The 17,330-nt window shown below is 69.5% G+C and carries 13 protein-coding genes; 9 read left to right on the top strand and 4 right to left on the bottom strand.

Features of this window, described 5'->3' with window-relative positions:
- The first annotated feature begins 15 nt into the window (after positions 1 to 15).
- The 5 genes from ACYBYQ_RS20610 to ACYBYQ_RS20590 all read left to right on the top strand — a co-directional run bounded on the left by ACYBYQ_RS20610 (position 16) and on the right by ACYBYQ_RS20590 (position 5,560).
- Entirely contained in the window at positions 16 to 504 is a 489-nt protein-coding gene (locus tag ACYBYQ_RS20610) for a MarR family winged helix-turn-helix transcriptional regulator (RefSeq protein WP_459616277.1), read from the top strand.
- A 317-nt stretch (positions 505 to 821) separates the two neighbouring features.
- Complete coding sequence (locus ACYBYQ_RS20605) at positions 822 to 2,027, top strand: ABC transporter substrate-binding protein (RefSeq protein ID WP_459616276.1); 1,206 nt, start codon at positions 822 to 824, stop codon at positions 2,025 to 2,027.
- A gap of 40 nt (positions 2,028 to 2,067) precedes the next feature.
- Positions 2,068 to 4,002, top strand: a complete 1,935-nt coding sequence (locus ACYBYQ_RS20600) for an ABC transporter permease (protein WP_459616275.1) — start codon at positions 2,068 to 2,070, stop codon at positions 4,000 to 4,002.
- The gene (locus tag ACYBYQ_RS20595) at positions 3,999 to 4,775 is read left to right on the top strand and encodes an ABC transporter ATP-binding protein (RefSeq protein WP_459616274.1); all 777 of its coding nucleotides are present in this window, start codon (positions 3,999 to 4,001) and stop codon (positions 4,773 to 4,775) included. The genes ACYBYQ_RS20600 and ACYBYQ_RS20595 overlap by 4 nt, the downstream gene beginning before the upstream one ends.
- On the top strand, positions 4,772 to 5,560 hold the full coding sequence (locus ACYBYQ_RS20590) for an ABC transporter ATP-binding protein (protein ID WP_459616273.1): 789 nt from the start codon (positions 4,772 to 4,774) through the stop codon (positions 5,558 to 5,560). Before ACYBYQ_RS20595 ends, ACYBYQ_RS20590 begins: the two co-directional genes overlap by 4 nt.
- Positions 5,561 to 5,627: 67 nt before the next feature.
- On the opposite strand, the gene ACYBYQ_RS20585 is transcribed toward ACYBYQ_RS20590, so the two are convergent.
- Entirely contained in the window at positions 5,628 to 6,776 is a 1,149-nt protein-coding gene (locus ACYBYQ_RS20585; protein WP_459616272.1) for an FAD-dependent monooxygenase, read from the bottom strand.
- A 349-nt stretch (positions 6,777 to 7,125) separates the two neighbouring features.
- On the opposite strand from ACYBYQ_RS20585, the gene ACYBYQ_RS20580 reads away from it, so the two are divergent.
- From ACYBYQ_RS20580 to ACYBYQ_RS20570, 3 genes are all read left to right on the top strand, one after another.
- Positions 7,126 to 8,199, top strand: a complete 1,074-nt coding sequence (locus ACYBYQ_RS20580) for a 2,5-dihydroxypyridine 5,6-dioxygenase NicX family protein (RefSeq protein WP_459616271.1) — start codon at positions 7,126 to 7,128, stop codon at positions 8,197 to 8,199.
- Between the two features lie 105 nt (positions 8,200 to 8,304).
- Entirely contained in the window at positions 8,305 to 10,596 is a 2,292-nt protein-coding gene (locus ACYBYQ_RS20575) for a xanthine dehydrogenase family protein molybdopterin-binding subunit (RefSeq protein WP_459616270.1), read from the top strand.
- Positions 10,597 to 10,773: 177 nt separating this feature from the next.
- A complete protein-coding gene (locus ACYBYQ_RS20570) occupies positions 10,774 to 12,021 on the top strand; it encodes a serine/threonine-protein kinase (protein ID WP_459616269.1) in 1,248 nt (415 codons plus the stop codon).
- A 54-nt stretch (positions 12,022 to 12,075) separates the two neighbouring features.
- Here ACYBYQ_RS20570 and ACYBYQ_RS20565 read toward each other — a convergent pair whose 3' ends face one another.
- The 3 genes from ACYBYQ_RS20565 to ACYBYQ_RS20555 are packed head-to-tail and all read right to left on the bottom strand — an operon-like array spanning position 12,076 to position 16,252.
- Positions 12,076 to 14,391, bottom strand: coding sequence for a CHASE2 domain-containing protein (locus ACYBYQ_RS20565; RefSeq protein ID WP_459616268.1), 2,316 nt, complete (start codon positions 14,389 to 14,391; stop codon positions 12,076 to 12,078).
- Between the two features lie 17 nt (positions 14,392 to 14,408).
- On the bottom strand, positions 14,409 to 15,512 hold the full coding sequence (locus tag ACYBYQ_RS20560) for a FecR family protein (RefSeq protein ID WP_459616267.1): 1,104 nt from the start codon (positions 15,510 to 15,512) through the stop codon (positions 14,409 to 14,411).
- Positions 15,513 to 15,532: 20 nt separating this feature from the next.
- On the bottom strand, positions 15,533 to 16,252 hold the full coding sequence (locus ACYBYQ_RS20555; RefSeq protein WP_459616266.1) for a response regulator transcription factor: 720 nt from the start codon (positions 16,250 to 16,252) through the stop codon (positions 15,533 to 15,535).
- Between the two features lie 263 nt (positions 16,253 to 16,515).
- Here ACYBYQ_RS20555 and ACYBYQ_RS20550 point away from each other — a divergent pair, with 263 nt between their 5' ends.
- Positions 16,516 to 17,226, top strand: coding sequence for a response regulator transcription factor (locus ACYBYQ_RS20550; RefSeq protein WP_459616265.1), 711 nt, complete (start codon positions 16,516 to 16,518; stop codon positions 17,224 to 17,226).
- Positions 17,227 to 17,330 lie beyond the last annotated feature (104 nt).

Genomic DNA, 17,330 nt, shown 5'->3' with positions numbered 1-17,330 from the left:
ACGACGCTCCCGACCATGACGAAAGCCGCCAAACGTCCCGCCACGCCCGCGCCCGACTACCAGTTTTCCGAGCAGGTCGGCCACCTGCTGCGTCGCGCCTACCAGCGCCACGTCGCCATCTTCCAGCAGACCATTCCCGATTCGCAGCTCACGGCGGCGCAGTTCGTGGTGCTGTGCGCGGTGCGCGACCGCGGCGCGTGCTCGCTGATCGAGATCGTCAAGCACACGGCCATAGACCAGGCCACCGTGAGAGGCGTGATCGAACGCCTGAAGTCGCGTGCGCTCATCACCGTCTCGCATGATCCTGCGGATCGCCGCAAGGTGCTGGTGGATCTCACCGACGCCGGCCTGAACCTGGTGCGGCAGATGGTGCCCTTCGCGCTGCAGATCACCGAGAGCACCTTCGGCGAGCTCAATCCGGCCGAGCGGGTGGCCATGTTGTATCTGCTGCGCAAGATGTGCGGCGCAGACGAGGACGCCAGCGCCGACGAGGCCGGGCGATAGGCGCCGGCATGGCGGGAAGATCAAGCGTCATCGCTCGAATTGCCGCTGCCGTGCGGCGTGCGGCCGGTGTGCCGGGAGCGGCCTGGCGATGGGTGGGAATGGTGCATTCAGGCAAGCCTCAATGCACTGGTATTGGGACGAACCCGGGTAATCCCGTAGGACTGGCCATTCCGGATTCCAATGCGTTAGTCTTACTCATGGCTAGCCTGCATTTACAGGCGCGATTCGAGTGTGTACGCTTTTATTGTCGGGGCCGCACAGCCGGGTCCGGCGCTTCGTTCCGGCGTTCGGCCGGGCGGTCATTCAAGGGGAAATCGATGAAGGGTTGCAAGCGCTACGTCCAGCTGCTGGGCGCGATGTGCCTGGCAGCGCTGGCCGCCTCGGCAGGCGCGCAGGGCACCATCAAGATCGGTGAGATCAACAGCTACAAGGCCCAGCCGGCATTCCTCGATCCATACAAGAAGGGCATGCAGCTCGCGGTCGACGAAGTCAATGCCGCGGGCGGGGTCAACGGCAAGCAGCTCGAGCTCATCACGCGCGACGACAACGCCAATCCGGGCGAGGCCGTGCGGGCGGCCGAGGAGCTGGTGTCGCGCGAACGGGTGGACGTGCTCACGGGCTCGTTCCTGTCGCACATCGGGCTGGCCCTCACCGACTTCGCCAAGCAGAAGAAGGTGTTCTTCCTGGCCAGCGAGCCGCTCACCGACAAGATCGTGTGGGCCAACGGCAACCGCTATACCTACCGGCTGCGCACGTCGACCTACATGCAGGTGGCCATGCTCGTGCCCGAGGCGCTCAAGCTGAAGAAGAAACGCTGGGCCATCGTGTATCCCAACTACGAATACGGCCAGTCGGCGGTCGACACCTTCAAGACCCTGATGAAGGCGGGCCAGCCCGACGTGGAATTCGTGGTCGAGCAGGCGCCGCCCCTGGGCAAGGTCGATGCAGGCAGCGTGGCGCAGGCGCTGGCCGATGCCAAACCCGATGCCATCTTCAACGTGCTGTTCGCCGCCGACCTGGCGAAGTTCGTGCGCGAAGGCACCACGCGCGGGCTGTTCCAGAACATGCCGGTGGTCAGCGTGCTGAGCGGCGAGCCCGAGTACCTGGATCCGCTGCGCGACGAAACGCCGCAGGGCTGGATCGTCACGGGTTATCCGTGGCAGTTCATCGACACGCCCGCGCACCAGGCCTTCCTCAAGGCCTACCAGGCCAAGTTCGACGATTACCCCCGGCTGGGTTCGGTGGTGGGCTACAGCGCCATCAAATCGCTGGCAGCCGGCATGAAGGCGGCGGGCTCCGTCGAAACCGAAGCGCTCATCAAGGCGTTCGCGGGGCTGAAGCTCACCATACCCTTCGGCGAGATCGAATATCGCGCGCTCGACCATCAATCCACCATGGGGGCGTACGTCGGCAAGCTGGGCCTGCAGGACGGCAAGGGCATCATGACCGACATCTATTACGTCGACGGGGCCAAGGCCATGCCGCCCGACGACGTGGTGCGCAAGCTGCGTCCCGCCGACTGAGCCCGCGCCCGGCGCATACTCTTCTACGGGTGCTGGAGTCATGGATTTCACGGGTTTCTTGGTGCAGCTGCTCAACGGGCTGGCCGAGGCGTCATCGCTGTTCCTGGTGGCGGCCGGCCTCTCGCTGATCTTCGGCGTGACGCGCATCGTCAACTTCGCGCACGGTTCGCTCTACATGCTGGGCGTCTATGTGGCGTATACGGTGGTCGAGCGCATCGGCGGCAGCGCCCCGGGTTTCTGGTTCGGCCTGCTGGCGGCCGCGCTGGCGGTCGGCGCGCTGGGAGCGGCCATCGAGGTCGTGCTGCTGCGGCGCATATACCGGGCCCCGGAGCTGTTCCAGCTGCTGGCCACGTTCGCGCTGGTCCTGGTGATCAACGATGCGGCCCTGTGGATCTGGGGCGCCGAAGACCTGCTCGGGCGGCGGGCGCCCGGCCTGTCAGGCGCCGTCACGCTGCTGGGGCGGCAGTATCCGGTCTACAACCTGGTGCTCATCGTCATCGGCCCGGCCGTGCTGGGCCTGCTGTGGCTGCTGCTCACGCGTACGCGCTGGGGCACGCTGGTGCGGGCCGCCACCCAGGACCGCGAGATGCTCGGCGCGCTGGGCGTGAACCAGGCCTGGCTGTTCACCGGCGTGTTCGCGCTGGGGGCCATGCTGGCGGGCCTGGGCGGCGCTCTGCAGCTGCCGCGCGAGCCGGCCAGCCTGGGGCTGGACCTGCGCACCATAGGCGACGCCTTCGTGGTGGTGGTGGTGGGCGGCATGGGCTCGATACCGGGCGCCTATGTGGCTGCGCTCATCATCGCCGAGATCAAGGCGCTGTGCATAGGCATCGGCACGGTCTCCCTGCTGGGCATGGAAGTGTCCTTCTCCAAGCTGACGCTGGTGGTCGAGTTCGTGTTCATGGCGCTGGTGCTCGTGTTCCGGCCGTGGGGCCTGTTCGGCCGTCCGCAGGGCGCAAGCCGCAATTCCGCCCCGGTAGAGGCGCCGCTGCAATTCTCGTCGCCGGGCTTCCGGATCTTCGCTGCCGTGATCTTCGTGCTGCTGGCGGTGCTTCCGCTGCTGGGCGACGTGCTGCCCTATGCCGTGGTGCTGGCCCAGGACATCCTCATCGCGGTGCTGTTCGCCGCCAGCCTGCATTTCATCATGGGCCCTGGCGGCATGCATTCGTTCGGCCATGCGGCCTACTTCGGTCTGGGGGCCTACGGGGCGGCGCTGTTGCTCAAGGCTGCCGCCCTGCCCATGGAAGCCGCGCTGGTTCTTGCGCCGCTGGTCGCCGCCGTCGGCGCGCTGGTGTTCGGCTGGTTCTGCGTGCGGCTCTCGGGCGTCTATCTCGCGATGCTCACGCTGGCCTTCTCGCAGATCGTCTGGTCGGTGGTGTTCCAGTGGGACGGCTTCACCGGCGGCTCCAACGGCATCATCGGCGTCTGGCCCGCAGACTGGCTCTCGGGCAGCGCGTTCTATTACCTGGTGCTGGTGGTGGCGGCGCTGTCGCTGCTCGCGTTGCGTCGCGTGCTGTTCGCGCCTTTCGGCTATGCCCTGCGCGCCTCACGCGATTCCAGCCTGCGCGCCGACGCCATCGGCATCGACGTCAAGCGCGTGCAGTGGGTGGCCTTCGTCGTGGCGGGCGTGTTCGCCGGGCTGGCCGGCGCGCTGTACGTGTTTTCGAAGGGCAGCATCTCCCCCGACGCGATGGCGGTGGGCAAGTCGGTCGACGGCCTGGTCATGGTGCTGCTGGGCGGCATCCAGACGCTGGTGGGGCCCATCGTGGGGGCGGCCGCCTTCAATGTCCTGCAGGACTACGTCATGCGGGCCACGGAATACTGGCGTGCCCTGTTCGGGGGCGTCATCCTGCTGCTGGTGCTGGTGTTCCCGCAGGGCATCGCGGGCTTCTGCAGGCAGCTGGCGCAGCAGGCCCATCACCGCGCCGGCCGCAACGGCGGCGCCTTTGCGGCCGGCGCGCGGGAGAAGCGGGCATGAGTCTCCTGCAGGTACGTGATCTCAGCAAGGCCTTCGGCGGGCTCAAGGCAGTCGACGGCATCAGCTTCGACCTGAATGCCGGCGAGCTGCTGGCCCTGATCGGCCCCAATGGCGCGGGCAAGTCCACCACGTTCAACATGGTGGGCGGCCAGCTCGCGCCTACCTCGGGTTCGGTGAAGCTGGCAGGCCGCGAGCTGACCGGCATGAAGCCGCGCGACATCTGGCGCCTGGGCGTGGGCCGCACCTTCCAGATCGCGGCCACCTTCGCTTCGCTCACGGTGGCCGAGAACATCCAGCTGGCGCTGCAATCGCATCGCGACGGCGTCTATCGCTATGGCCGTCCGGCGGCCCGGCGCTACCGTGCCGAGGCGCTGGCGCTGCTCGGGCAGGTGGGCATGCACGAGCAGGCCGACCGCCCCTGCAGCGAGCTGGCCTATGGCGACGTCAAGCGCGTCGAGCTCGCCATGGGGCTGGCCAACGATCCCAAGCTGCTGCTGATGGACGAACCCACCGCCGGCATGGCGCCGCAGGAACGCAATGCCCTCATGGCGCTCACCAAGCGCCTGGTGGTGGAGCGCGGCATGGCGGTGCTGTTCACCGAGCACAGCATGGACGTGGTGTTCGCCTATGCCGACCGCATGATCGTGCTGGCGCGCGGACGGCTCATCGCCGAGGGCGGCGCGCAGGATATCCGCAATCATCCCAAGGTGCAGGAAGTGTATTTCGGTACCGGCAAGACCTTCGAGAAGCCCGCCGCCGGAGCGCCCGCATGAGCGCCGTCGACCAATCCGTCCCGCATGCTGCGGCCCCGGCTCCTGCCGTGTCCGCACAGAGCCAACCGCTGTTGCGGGTAGGCGGCCTGAACGTCTGGTACGGCGCGGCGCACATCCTCTTCGACGTGGACCTGGAAGTGCGGCGTGGCGAGGTCGTTGCCCTGATGGGCCGCAACGGCGCGGGCAAATCCACCACGTTCAAGGCCATCATGGGCCTGCTGGCCAGACGGCGTGGCCACGTGGAATTCATGGGTCGCGACATCGCCGGCCTGCAGCCGTACGAGATCGCGCGCCTGGGGCTGGGTTTCGTGCCCGAAGACCGCCGCATCTTCACCGACCTCACCGTCACGGAGAACCTCGAAGTGGGGCGGCAGCCGGCGCGGCGCTGGCCCGACGGCAGCGAAGCGCCGAACTGGCGTCCCGAGGCGTTGTATCGCCTTTTCCCGAACCTGGGGGAGATGCAGGACCGTCCGGGCGGGCAGATGAGCGGCGGCGAGCAGCAGATGCTGACGGTGGCGCGCACGTTGATGGGCAATCCCTTCCTGGTGCTGCTCGACGAGCCCTCCGAAGGCGTGGCTCCCCTGATCGTGGAGCAGATGGCGCACATGATCCTCGCGCTCAAGGCGCAGGGGGCCAGCATCCTGCTGTCGGAGCAGAACGTGCATTTCGCCGAGCTGGTGTCCGACCGGGTCTACGTGCTCGAGAAGGGCCAGATCCGCTACAGCGGCACCATGGCGGAGCTGGCCGAAAACGAGGAAGTCCGACGCGCCTATCTCACCGTTTGAGGCGCAGCCTGTGCGGCCGGGCGCGCGCATGGGCAGCGCCCGGCGCGTTTGCGTATCGGCGCAGCTTTCAAGCGGCGCGCCGGCCTTCCACCAGCGGCACTTCGAATACGTCGTAGCCGAAGCACCAGTCGGGGTCCTCGTTGGTGCGCAGCCAGGTGTTGTCGTGCGAGACGCGCTGCACGCGGCCGGCGCGCTCGGCGCGGTTGTCCTCGTAGAGGCGGAATGCCAGCGCGTGGTCGTCCAGCCCCACCTGTTGGAACACGCGGGCCAGCATGGCCGCATCTTCGATGGCCATGGCCGCGCCTTGCGCCATGTGCGGCTTCATGGGGTGGCAGGCATCGCCCAGCAGCACGATGCGGCCGCGGCTCCAGAGCGGCAGGGGGTCGCGTTCGAGCAGCGGCCACTTCGAGACTTCGGTGGTGTTCTCGATGAGGGCCTGCACCGTGGGATGCCAGCCGGCGAAGGCCTCGCGCATTTCTTCCTTGCTGCTGGGCACCCAGCTGTTCGACAGGTCCCAGCTGTCTTCGGGCACGCCGGTCACGTAATAGATCTCGTCGCGCTTGCTGGTGACGTAGTACACCATCATGTGGCGATCGTCGGACCACCACTTGACGCACATGTCGAAGGGCAGCGATCCGCTGTCGAGAGGCGTGGGGAACACGGCGCGGTGCCCGACGTAGCCCGTGTACTTTGGCGGCTCGGGGCCCAGCAGGTGTTCGCGCAGCCTGGAGTTGACGCCGTCGGCCCCGATGACGATGTCGGCCTCGGCCGTGGTGCCGTCGTCGAAGCGCAGCGCCACGACGTCTCCGCGGTCCTCGACGCCTGAAAGACGCTTGCCGAACTGCAGCATGCCGGCAGGCAGGGCGGCCGTGAGCAGGGCGTGGAAGTCGCCCCGGTGCACGGTGAGATAGCTGGCGCCGTAGTGCGACACGGCATAGTCGCCCAGCGGGATGCGGGCGAGGATGTCGCCGGTCTGCCAGTCGCGGCTGTACCAGGCGTCCGGGTGCGACCCCTGCTGGTTGAGCGCGTCTTCGATGCCGATCCGGCGCAGGATCTTCATGACGTTGGGGCCCACGTGTATGCCCGCTCCCAGCCGGGAGAAGGCGGGGGCCTGTTCGTAGAGGCGGACGTCGAAGCCTGCGCGTGCCATGAGCGCCGCGGCGGCTGTGCCGCCCAGCCCGGCGCCGACGATGGCGATTCTGGGTTTGCCTTGCACGATGGGTCTCCTGGAGCATAGCCTGAGCCGCCGCGACGGACGCTCATTAAAACAAAGTGTACACACTCAAATTTTCGTCGTAAACGACGTTTTCGAGCCCGTGCTGCGAAATGCTGTGTGGCAACCGAGATAGTCCACCCCCGAGCATCTTTATTAAGGGTTTACCCTTGATCCGGCTTCCAAGGGGCAGCGCTGACAGAACCTATTGCCAGCGCCGCACATAGTGATGAAAATGAAGCGTATACATTGAATTCCAATCCAGACCGAGCACTGGTGTCAGACACCGGTGTACAGAAATTTCTGTAAAGACTGAACGCTGGTGTCAGACACCAGTTGTGGGAGACCTGTCATGCCCGTGAGCGACTTCGAGATGATCCGCGCCTGGAACCAGGTGCTCACGCTGTCCCGGCTGGAGCCGGGGCAGACCGTCACCATACTCACCAGCGCGGCGACGCATCCGCAGACGCTGGCCACGGCGCTGATTGCGGCGCAGTCCAAGGGGGCCATCGTCAACCGGCTGGACCTGCCGCCGGTCAACGGCGAGAAGGCGCTCAGCCGCGACGCGCTGGCCTACCTGGGGACCACGCCGCTGACGGGCAACGCCGCGGCCATCGCCATGCTCAAGGCCAGCGACCTGGTGCTGGACCTGATGACGCTGCTGTTCTCGCCCGAGCAGCACGAGATCCTGCAGGGCGGCACGAAGATCCTGCTGGCGGTGGAGCCGCCGGAGGTGCTGGCGCGGCTGGTGCCCACCGAGGGCGACCGCGAGCGGGTCAAGGCCGCGGCCGCGCGGCTGGCCGGCGCGCGCGAGATGACGGTGCGCTCGGCCGCGGGCACGGACCTGCGCTGTGCGCTGGGGGAGTTTGCGGCGATCAGCGAGTACGGTTTCGTCGACGAGCCCGGGCGCTGGGACCACTGGCCCAGCGGCTTTGCGCTGACCTGGCCCAACGAGGGCGGCAGCCACGGCACCATCGTGATCGATGCGGGCGACATCCTGCTGCCGCAGAAGTCGTACACCACGGGGCGGATCGTGCTCACGGTGCAGGCGGGCTACGCCACGCGCATCGAGGGCGGGGTGGACGCCGAGCTGCTCAGCCAGTACATGGCCTCGTTCAACGATCCGGAGGCCTACGCGATCTCGCACATCGGCTGGGGGCTGCAGCCGCGGGCGCACTGGTCCACGCTGGGGCTGTACGACCGCGAGGCCACCATCGGCATGGATGCGCGCGCCTACGAGGGCAATTTCCTGTTTTCGCTGGGGCCGAACAACGAGGCCGGGGGCAGCCGCACCACGGCCTGCCACATCGACATCCCGCTGCGCGGCTGCACGGTGGCCCTCGACGGGGTGGAGGTGGTGCGCGCAGGCAAGGTGCTCGATGCGCAGGCACAGGCCGGCGCAACCCAGCAGGTGTCAGGCACCTGAAACGCGCTGGCGCCTCAGGCGCACAGATGACGGACAGGTCTCCGATACCTGCGCAGACCGACTTTCAACGCAGCAACAGGAACACACACTCATGGACGCGGCCCGATGACCCCCAGCATGCACAAGGCCCGGCATGCGGCGCTGCTGCGCGCGCCGGACGCGCTGCTGGTGGTGCGCGATCCCCTGCCGGCGGTCAAGCCTGCGCCGGGCCAGCCCGGCGCGGCATCCGACTATGTCCGCCCCACGCCCGACATCTTCGTGGCGGTGCTCGCCCAGGGGCGCGTACTGGCTTTCAACGGGCACGTGGACCTGGGCACCGGCATACGCACGGCGCTGGCGCAGATCGTTGCGGAAGAGCTCGACGTGGCGCTGGATCGCGTGGAGATGGTGCTGGGGCACACGGAGGCCGTGCCCAACCAGGGTCCGACCATCGCCAGCGCGAGCATCCAGATCGCGGCCGTGCCGTTGCGTCGCGCCGCCGCACAGGCGCGGGCGCATCTGCTCGGGATGGCTGCCGGGCAGCTGCACGCCGAGGCCCATGCCCTGCGGGTCGACGACGGCATCGTCCGTGCGCCCAACGGTGCGCAGGTGGACTATTGGACGCTGCTGGCCGGCGGCGGCGCCATGCTGAGGCTGGCCGAGGAGGTCGCCGTCAAGCCTTCCTCCGAGCACCGGATCGTGGGCCGGCCGGTGGCCCGCGTGGACATCCCGGCCAAGGTCACGGGCGGCCTCACCTATGTGCACGACATGCGCGTGCCCGGCATGCTGCATGGTCGGGTGGTGCGCCCGCCCTATGCAGGCCGGGATGCCGGGGGCTTCATCGGCCGCAGCCTGCTGTCGGTGGATGAATCCGCGCTCGCAGGCCTGCCTGGCATCGTCAAGGTCGTGGTGCATGGCGACTTCGTCGGCGTGGTGGCCCGGCGCGAGGATGTCGCGGCCCGCGCGGCCCGGGCCCTGCGCGTGCGCTGGCGCGAGATTCCGCCCGCCCCGGACCTCGGCGACCTGGCCACCGCACTGGCCGCCATCGATTCCCGCCGCCGGCCCCTGGCCTCGTCGGGCGATGTCGAGGCCGCGTTGGCCCAGGCTCCGCGGGGCGTGCACGCGGTGCGCTACGTCTGGCCCTATCAGATGCACGCCTCGATCGGACCTTCGTGCGCGCTCGCAGACTGGAGCGCAGACGCGCTCACGGTGTGGTCCGGCACGCAGAATCCGCATATGCTGCGCATCGACCTGCACCGGCTCACCGGCTTGCCGGAGTCGTGTATCGAAGTGGTGCGGATGGAAGCTGCCGGCTGCTATGGCCGCAATTGCGCCGACGACGTCGCGGGCGACGCTGCGCTGTTGTCGCGTGCGGTGGGCGCGCCCGTGCGGGTCCAGCTGACGCGGGAGCAGGAGCATGCCTGGGAGCCCAAGGGCTCGGCACAGCTCGTCACCGTGCGCGGCGCGCTCGACGGCGCGGGCAACCTGCTGGCCTACGACTTCCTCACCCGTTATCCCTCCAACGACGCCCCCATGCTGGCCCTGCTGCTTACGGGGGTCGTTGCCGCCGAGCCGCGCACCCTGGAAATGGGCGACCGCACGGCCGTGCCCCCCTATCGCTATGCGCATTGCCGCATCGCCTGCGACGATGTTCCGGCCATCGTGCGCGCCGCCTGGCTGCGCGGCGTATCGGCCCTGCCCAATTCGTTCGCGCACGATTGCTTCGTCGACGAGCTGGCCGGGCAGGCCGGCGAGGACCGCCTGCAGTTCCGCCTGCGGCATCTCGACGATCCGCGGGCGCGCGACCTCGTCGCTGCCGTGGCCCGGCGGGCAGGCTGGGTGACCGGGGCGGCAGGCGCGCGTGGCCGGCCCGACGCGCAGGGATGGCTGCGCGGCCGCGGCCTGGCCTACGCACGCTATGTCCACAGCAAGTTTCCCGGTTTCGGCGCGGCGTGGTCGGCCTGGGTGGTGGACCTGAGGGTGCACGCGGAAAGTGGGCGGGTGGTGGTGGAGCGCGTGGTGGTGGGGCAGGACACCGGCATGATGGTGAATCCCGACGGCGTGCGCCACCAGGTGCACGGCAACGTCATCCAGACGCTGAGCCGTGTGTTGAAGGAGAGCGTGACGTTCGACCGCCACGGGGTGCGCAGCCGGGAATGGGGCGCTTATCCCATCGCCGGCTTCATGGACGTGCCTGACGTCGAGGTGGTGCTGATGCCGCGCCAGGACGAGCCGCCCATGGGCGGCGGGGAGTCGGCGTCGGTGCCGGGGCCGGCGGCGGTGGCCAACGCGCTGTTCGACGCCACGGGACTGCGCTGGCGCGAGCCGCCTTTCACGCCGGCGCGCGTGGCGGCCGGGCTGCGGGGGGCCGCCGCTGCCCCCGCCATGGCGCCATCCCCGGACGCCCTGGGTGTGTGATCGCTGCCCGGGGGCGCGCCGGCATCGGCGCACGCAGCGCCCGGGCTTGGTATAAGCTTGCCGGCTCGGCGCGTGCCGCGGCAGCGGCCGTGTCCGGAGGGTAATATCCGTTTATGGCGTGGAGTCCGGCGCTCCCTGCGTTGTCTGGCCGCCATGCCGTCAAAGTCCGTCGACCTGATGTCCGCTTACCCGAAGCCGCGCAATCCTTTTGCCGGGGCAGCTCCCCTGGCCCATCGTCCGCTCAGTGCCATCGCCGCCACGGCAGGCGGAGGCGTGCCCCAGCAGCGCATCAAGCGTGTGCTGGCCGAACTCGTTCCCCAGCTCGAGGCGCTGCATGCGCAGGGCCGTATCGGCGGCGACATCAGCGTGCATACGGTCGGGCTGGATGAATCCGGGCGGGCGCACTTCATGGCGCCCGGGATGCCGGTGCAGGGCGGGGCGCAGCCGGCCGTTCCCGAGCCGGGCTACGCGGCGCCGGAGCTCTATGCCGCGGGGGCGCACTGGGCGCGTGGCCCCTGGAGCGACGTCTATGGCCTGAGCGCGGTGGCCCATGCGCTGGTGGCCGGCAAGCCGCCCCCTTCGGCTGCCGAGCGCCTCGAGCACGACACCTACGCGCCGCTGGCGGAGCAGGGCCTGCCGAAATACGACCGCTACGAGCGCTCCTTTCTCGCCGCCATCGACCAGGGCCTGGCACTGGACCCTGCCGACCGGCCGCGCTCGCTGGCGCAATACGCCGAGATCCTGGCTTTTCCCGCCACGCCGCCCGTGCCGCCGGAGCCGGCTGCGTCCCCGGTATCGCTGGTCCCGCCCCCTCAGCTCGTGGAAGCGGAGCCCGGCCGTCCGGGCTGGCGCACGGCGCTGCTGCTGGCCTTGCTGGCCGGCGGCGGCCTGGCGCTGGGCGCGTATTGGTGGGACCGCCTGTCCACCGACGACAGCGCCGTGATCACGCGATCCGAGTCGGTGCCGCAGGCGCCTGCGCCGGCCGCGGGCCCTGATCCGGTGCCGCAGGTCGGTCCGGGGCTGACGCAGCCCCCTGCCGCCGAACCCGCGCTGCCCGCTTTGCCCGGCTCCGCCGCCGATCCGGCGCAGCCTGCGGCGACAGGTGCGGATACGCCGCCCGCCGGCCAGGCACCTGCGTCGGACTCTCCGGGACTTCCGCCCGCCACCGCCCAGGAAAAGCCCCGGCAGGGGCCGGGGGCCGACGCGCCGCCCCCGGCGCTCGTCACGGTGGCCCTGGACATCGCGCCCTGGGGCGAGGTCTGGATCGATGGCAAGCACCGGGGCGTCACCCCGCCGTTGAAGACGCTGCGGTTGGCGCCGGGGCGCTATGCGGTGGAAGTGCGCAACGCCACCCTGCCGCCCTACCGCACCACGCTGACCGTGCGCGCCGGCCGGCCCACCGTGATTACGCATACGTTCCGCTAGGGGGCCGTCGACCGGCAAGCCGTATTGCGCCGCGCCCCTGGGCCCGGCCGGCGGCTACGGCTCCGACGGATCGCCGGCCGGCAGCCGGACCACGAAGGTCGCGCCACGGCCGGGCTCGCTGTGTACCTGGATCGTGCCGCCGTGACGCTGGACCACGGTGCGCACGAAAGCCAATCCGAGCCCGGCGCCGTGTATGTCCGATTTGGCGGTGGCGCCCACGCGCGAGAAGGGCTGGAACAGCCGATCCATGTCCGCAGCGGCGATTCCCGGGCCGTCGTCGCTGACGGCGATTTCCCACCAGCCTCCGTCGGCGCGCAACGCCACGTCCACCCGGCCGCCGGCCGGCGCGTACTTGATGGCATTGCTCAGCAGATTGCAGACTGCACGCAGCAGCAGCGACTGGTCGCCGCGGACCATGGCCACGGGCACGGGCTGAGGCAGGTTCAGCGCAATGCGGCGCGCCTGCGCCGGGGCCCAGAAATCGTCGGCTGCCTGCAGCAGCGTATCGCCCAGGTCCACATCTTCCCGGCCGATGGGCACGGATTCGGCCCGGGTGAGATGCACGAAGTCATCGACCAGCTGCAAGGTGCGGTGCGCCAGCTGGTCGATCCGGCTCCAGGCCTCGTGCTGGCGCTGGGCGTCGGTCTGCCGGCGGTTCAGGTCCACCAGCGCCAGGATGGCGTTCTGCGGCGCGCGCATGTCGTGCGATACGAAGCGCAGCGTTTCCTCGCGCTTGCGCTCGGCCTGCCGGATGGCCGTGATGTCGGCCAGGGTGAGCACGGTGCCGGCGAAGACGCCTTCCGCCGTATGGATCGGCGCGCACTTCAGCATCAGGTGGCGGTCCGCGCGGTCGCGCACCTCCACGTCCACGTTCCACGGGCCGGCGGGTATGCCGGGGCGCAGCTCGAGCAGCGCCCGGCTTACCGCGGCGCGTGCCGCATCGTCCGATACGATGTACGGCAGCACTTCGTGGGCCGCCGTGCCTATGCCGAACGGGCCGGCCTCCATGCTGGCGAAATAGTGTTGCGCCGCACGGTTCGAGAATTGCAGGCGTCCCTCGGCATCGAAAACCAGCGTGGTGTCCGGCATGCCGTCCAGGCCGTCTTCCAGGAAACGCCGCAGGTTGCGCACGCGCGCCAGGGCCCGCCGCAGCTCCAGCAGGCGGTCTTCCAGCGTGTGTCCCGTCACGCGGTTCGTGCGGGCCTCCTGCAGCACGGGGGGGTACTCGCGGCGCAGCCGCCTGAGTTCGCGGTCCATCTCGTGCAGCGCGGCCGCCTGGCTGCGCCAGCTCCACAGGGGGTAGGCCAGCGCGGCGGCCAGCATCGCCGCAAGGGGCGGAAACCAGACCTGCGCGTAACGCAGGGCCAGATATGCACCGCCCAGCACCGCTGCGAGCGCAAGAACGGACAGGCCCAGCGCCAGGCTGGGCGATGCATAGCGCAGGCCCAGGCACAGCAGCAGGACGGGCACGGTGCACGCCAGGGCATTCTGCCAGGCAGACGCGTGGCGCAGCATCCGGTCCTGGCGCGCAGCCTGCACCAGGTTCGCCAGGATCTCCACGCCCGACATGCCGTTGGCCTGGTGCGATACCGGCGTGGGAAAGGCGTCGCTCAGGCCGGTGGCCCAGGAGCCGACGAGCACGTACTTGCCCGCGAACCACGAGGGCGGCACCTGGCCGTTCAATACCTGCAGGTACGGGATGATGCGGAAGTGCCCGGGCGGACCGGCGTAGGCGATGCCCCGGGTGGACGTCTGCGTCATTTGAGCGGCCACGGCCTGGGCCCGGGCTCCTTCGCCGCCGGCACGCAACAGGGCCAGGGCGAAGTGGGGAACGGTCCGGCCGCCCGCGTCCGCCACCCAGGTGACGTCGCGCACCACGCCGTCGCGGTCAGGGAGGATGTTGATGAAACCCAGTCCTGCTGCCGCTTCCGCCAGGGCCGGCAGGGGGAACTCCCCGCTGCTGGCCCGCGGCAGACTGTCCAGCACCACCGGCAGGACCACCTTGCCATGCCGGCGCATGGCTTCGGCCAGCATGGTGTCGTCGCGCGGAGATTGACGGTCGGGTTCGGAGAGAATCAGGTCCAGCCCCACCGCGCGTGCGCTGCGGAGCCGGTCGAGCAGGGCAGCGTGCACGTTGCGGGGCCAGGGCCAGCGGCCCAGGGACGCGATGGCCGCATCGTCGATCACGATGATGGCGATATCGCCGGCCGCCGGCCGGCTCATCCCGGCAACGGCGCGGTCGTAGAGGATCTGGTCGGCCCGGCCCAGCCCGCCCAGGGAGCCAAGCAGCGCGGCGACGAGGCCCAGCACCAGCGTGACCAGCAGGCCCGAATAGGCGCCGATCCTGCGCTGGCTGCGGGTCGACGCCATGGCTGCCGGTCCCCCGGTCAGTAGTCGGCGAGGGTGATCAGGCCGCCTGTTCCGGTGGCCACGGCGAGGCCGGACGACGTCATCAGCGCACGTACGCCGTCGAAGGGCCGGGTAGCGGAGCGGCCCGCCAGGCCGGCGTCGTCCACGCCCTGGATGCTCACGTGGAACGTACCGGTGCCCGTGGCCGAAAATTGGACCTGGTCCGGGGTGTCGACCTCGCGCGAGGATACCGGCCGCGTGCCGTCGGCATCGGTGGACACGCGGATGCGGTACCTGACGGCGCCGGGTATCGCGGGGAAGGGCACGGTCCAGGCGCCGCCGATGCGGACAGGCTGGCCGAGTTCGGGGGCGGGCAGCAGGGGGCGCAGCCCGATGAGGCCGCCATCGGCGCCCACGACGGCGCCATGCCCGCTGGCCACCGTTACCGGCTGGCCGGCGCTTGCAGCACCCGGCTGCAGCCGTACGCTGCCTTCCAGGACTTCGCTGGTGGCGCCCCGTTCGCCCGCCTGCATGCGGAAGCGCGTGCCGCGCACGCCGGTGACGGCGACGGGCGTACGGATCTCGAAGCGGCCTACGCCCTGCCCGGAGGGAGCCACCTGCGACTCCACGGCGCCCTCGCCCACGCGCAGGATGGTGTCACCCAGCCCGCCGCCGTGCACGAAGGCGCGCAGCCGCTCGATCTGCACGGCGCTGCCGCCCGGCACCGTCACGGCACTGCCGTCGGCCAGTTCCACCGTCACGAAGCCGTCGGCGGCGGTGCGCAGCGTCGCGCCTTCCGGCACCGCCGCCCCGACCCGGGCCGGCGCCCCGTCGATCTCGGCGGCGCCCTGCACGTGTGCGATGCGGGCCGCCGCCGGCTGTTCCGGTATCAGCGAGAACGGTATGCGCAGGTTCAAGGCAATGGGCAGCCGCTGCGGATCCGCCACCTGGTTCACGGATCCCAGGCGGGACCAGTTCGACGGATCCCCTGTATAGGTTTCCGCCACGCCGATCAGGGTGTCGCCGGGCCGGATGACGTAGATGAAGTCTTCGCCCAAGGCGCCGGCGGGCTGGGCGCGCGCGGCAGCAGTGGCAAGGGACAGCAGGACGCAGGCCAGGAGCCAGAAAAGGCGGCGGGTCATCGGGTATGGGATCTTGTTTTTCAGGAAGTCGGCGGCTCTTCGGCCGGGGAGTCGGTTGCAACCAGGTCCAGCCGGTAGCCCAGCGCGTAGGACGCACTGAGCCGCACGCCGTTCTGGGGGCGCAACTGCAGTTTCTGGCGGATGTTGGACAAATGCGTGTCCAGCGTGCGCGACGTGGCGGGAATCTCGCGGTTCCACACGCTTTCCGCCAGTACGGCACGCGACAGCAGGCGGCCCACGTTGCGGAAGAACAGCAGGGCCAGGTCGAACTCCTTGGGGGCCAGGGTGATGTCCTGGCCGTGCAGCGCTATGGTCCGCTCGCCCGGGTCCAGCCTGTAGGCGGCCACGGTGAACGGAGCATGGGAGGGCACGGAGGGCCGCGTGCGCCGCAGCAGGGCGCCCACGCGGGCCAGCAGTTCGGCGGCCCGCAAGGGCTTGGCGATGTAGTCGTCGGCGCCTGCAGCCAGCCCTTCCACCAGGTCTTCTTCCTGGTTGCGGCTCGTGAGGAAGATCACGGGCACGCCGAAGCCGAAGCTGTCGCGCAGCTTGCGCAGCACTTCGTCGCCGCTCATGTCGGGAACCTGCCAGTCCAGCAGGACCAGGTCGAACGCCTGCGTGCGTACGGCGGCCAGCAGGTCCAGGCTGCGTTGGAATCCGACACATTCGTACCCGGCAGTCGTAAGAATGTGGTGAATCTGGCGGGCCTGGTCGAGGTCGTCTTCGAGCGAGGCGATCTTCATCGGCGCGCCCTCGCTTCCGGCCGGGGCGGGCAGGAGTTTAGGACGGGATGAAGTGTTGCGGGCGGCATGCTGCGAATGATAACCCGCACCTCCGCTCATACCAGGGTCAGCAACAACCAACCGTCAAATAATGCAAACTAGACAGAAATTGACTGTGCATGCGTCGGATTGTGACGTCACACTGTGGACGTTGCGTTGTATATGCGCCGCATCGGGCCGCCGCAAACCGGCGCTCCGGCCTGCGGTGCAGGTAGGGACGAGGTATGAGGCAATTGCACACACTCATTATGACAACGGATGACATCCTGCGCGACCGGGCGTCGCAGGCATTGTCCATGGCCGGTATCGACGTGCGCGCCTGCAAGGCGCCGCTGGAACTGTTCACGCTGCTCGGGGAAGAATCCTACACCGTCGTGGTGCTCGACGTCACCGAACTGGGCGAGCAGGCCTATGCGGTCCTGGCCCGGCTGTGCGCCGTGCATGGCATGGGCGTGGTCGTCGTCGGCGTGCAGCTCACGGTCGAGGCCCGCATCCGCTGCCTGCAGAGCGGCGCCGACGCCTGTCTGCCCGGGCCGGTCGACGAGCGGGAGCTGGCCGGGATCGTGCTCGCGCTGGCGCGCCGCCTGAGTTCCGGGGCCGACGACGGCCTGGCCGCCGGCGAAAGCGGCAGGGCTTCCGGGGCCTGGGAACTGCGCGACCAGGACTGGACGCTGGTTTCCCCGGGAGGCGTGCCGCTGTCGCTGTCGGCCAACGAGCGGCTCATCGTGCGGGCGCTTCTCGACCTGGCCGGCCGCTCCATCAGCCGTGCCGAACTGGCCGAACGCCTGGCCGTCGAGACCGACGCCGGCCGGTCCAGCAGCGCCCGCAGCATCGACGTGATCGTCAGCCGGCTGCGCCGCAAGGCCGAGATGGCGGGCCTGGTGTTGCCCATCCGCACCGTCTACGGCAGCGGTTACCTCTTCGCCGCAACCTGAGCTCCCCCGCCCTTTGACATCGCTCCCGATCTGGGCTAACCTTTCGGGCTCACTGCTTTATCTTGCGCGTTGGTGCGCCAACCCTGGTTGGAGTTTGGCGGGTT

It is taken from the genome of Bordetella sp. 2513F2 (assembly GCF_054642735.1).
This window is presented reverse-complemented; position numbering and strand designations above follow the sequence as displayed.

Bases quoted from the DNA above. Each gene is read 5' to 3' on its own strand.
- ACYBYQ_RS20575 (WP_459616270.1), top strand. From the start codon at position 8,305: ATGACCCCCAGCATGCACAAGGCCCGGCATGCGGCGCTGCTGCGCGCG.
- ACYBYQ_RS20595 (WP_459616274.1), top strand. From the start codon at position 3,999: ATGAGTCTCCTGCAGGTACGTGATCTCAGCAAGGCCTTCGGCGGGCTC.
- ACYBYQ_RS20550 (WP_459616265.1), top strand. From the start codon at position 16,516: ATGAGGCAATTGCACACACTCATTATGACAACGGATGACATCCTGCGC.
- ACYBYQ_RS20560 (WP_459616267.1), bottom strand. From the start codon at position 15,512: ATGACCCGCCGCCTTTTCTGGCTCCTGGCCTGCGTCCTGCTGTCCCTT.
- ACYBYQ_RS20555 (WP_459616266.1), bottom strand. From the start codon at position 16,252: ATGAAGATCGCCTCGCTCGAAGACGACCTCGACCAGGCCCGCCAGATT.
- ACYBYQ_RS20570 (WP_459616269.1), top strand. From the start codon at position 10,774: ATGTCCGCTTACCCGAAGCCGCGCAATCCTTTTGCCGGGGCAGCTCCC.
- ACYBYQ_RS20600 (WP_459616275.1), top strand. From the start codon at position 2,068: ATGGATTTCACGGGTTTCTTGGTGCAGCTGCTCAACGGGCTGGCCGAG.
- ACYBYQ_RS20580 (WP_459616271.1), top strand. From the start codon at position 7,126: ATGCCCGTGAGCGACTTCGAGATGATCCGCGCCTGGAACCAGGTGCTC.
- ACYBYQ_RS20590 (WP_459616273.1), top strand. From the start codon at position 4,772: ATGAGCGCCGTCGACCAATCCGTCCCGCATGCTGCGGCCCCGGCTCCT.
- ACYBYQ_RS20605 (WP_459616276.1), top strand. From the start codon at position 822: ATGAAGGGTTGCAAGCGCTACGTCCAGCTGCTGGGCGCGATGTGCCTG.
- ACYBYQ_RS20565 (WP_459616268.1), bottom strand. From the start codon at position 14,391: ATGGCGTCGACCCGCAGCCAGCGCAGGATCGGCGCCTATTCGGGCCTG.
- ACYBYQ_RS20610 (WP_459616277.1), top strand. From the start codon at position 16: ATGACGAAAGCCGCCAAACGTCCCGCCACGCCCGCGCCCGACTACCAG.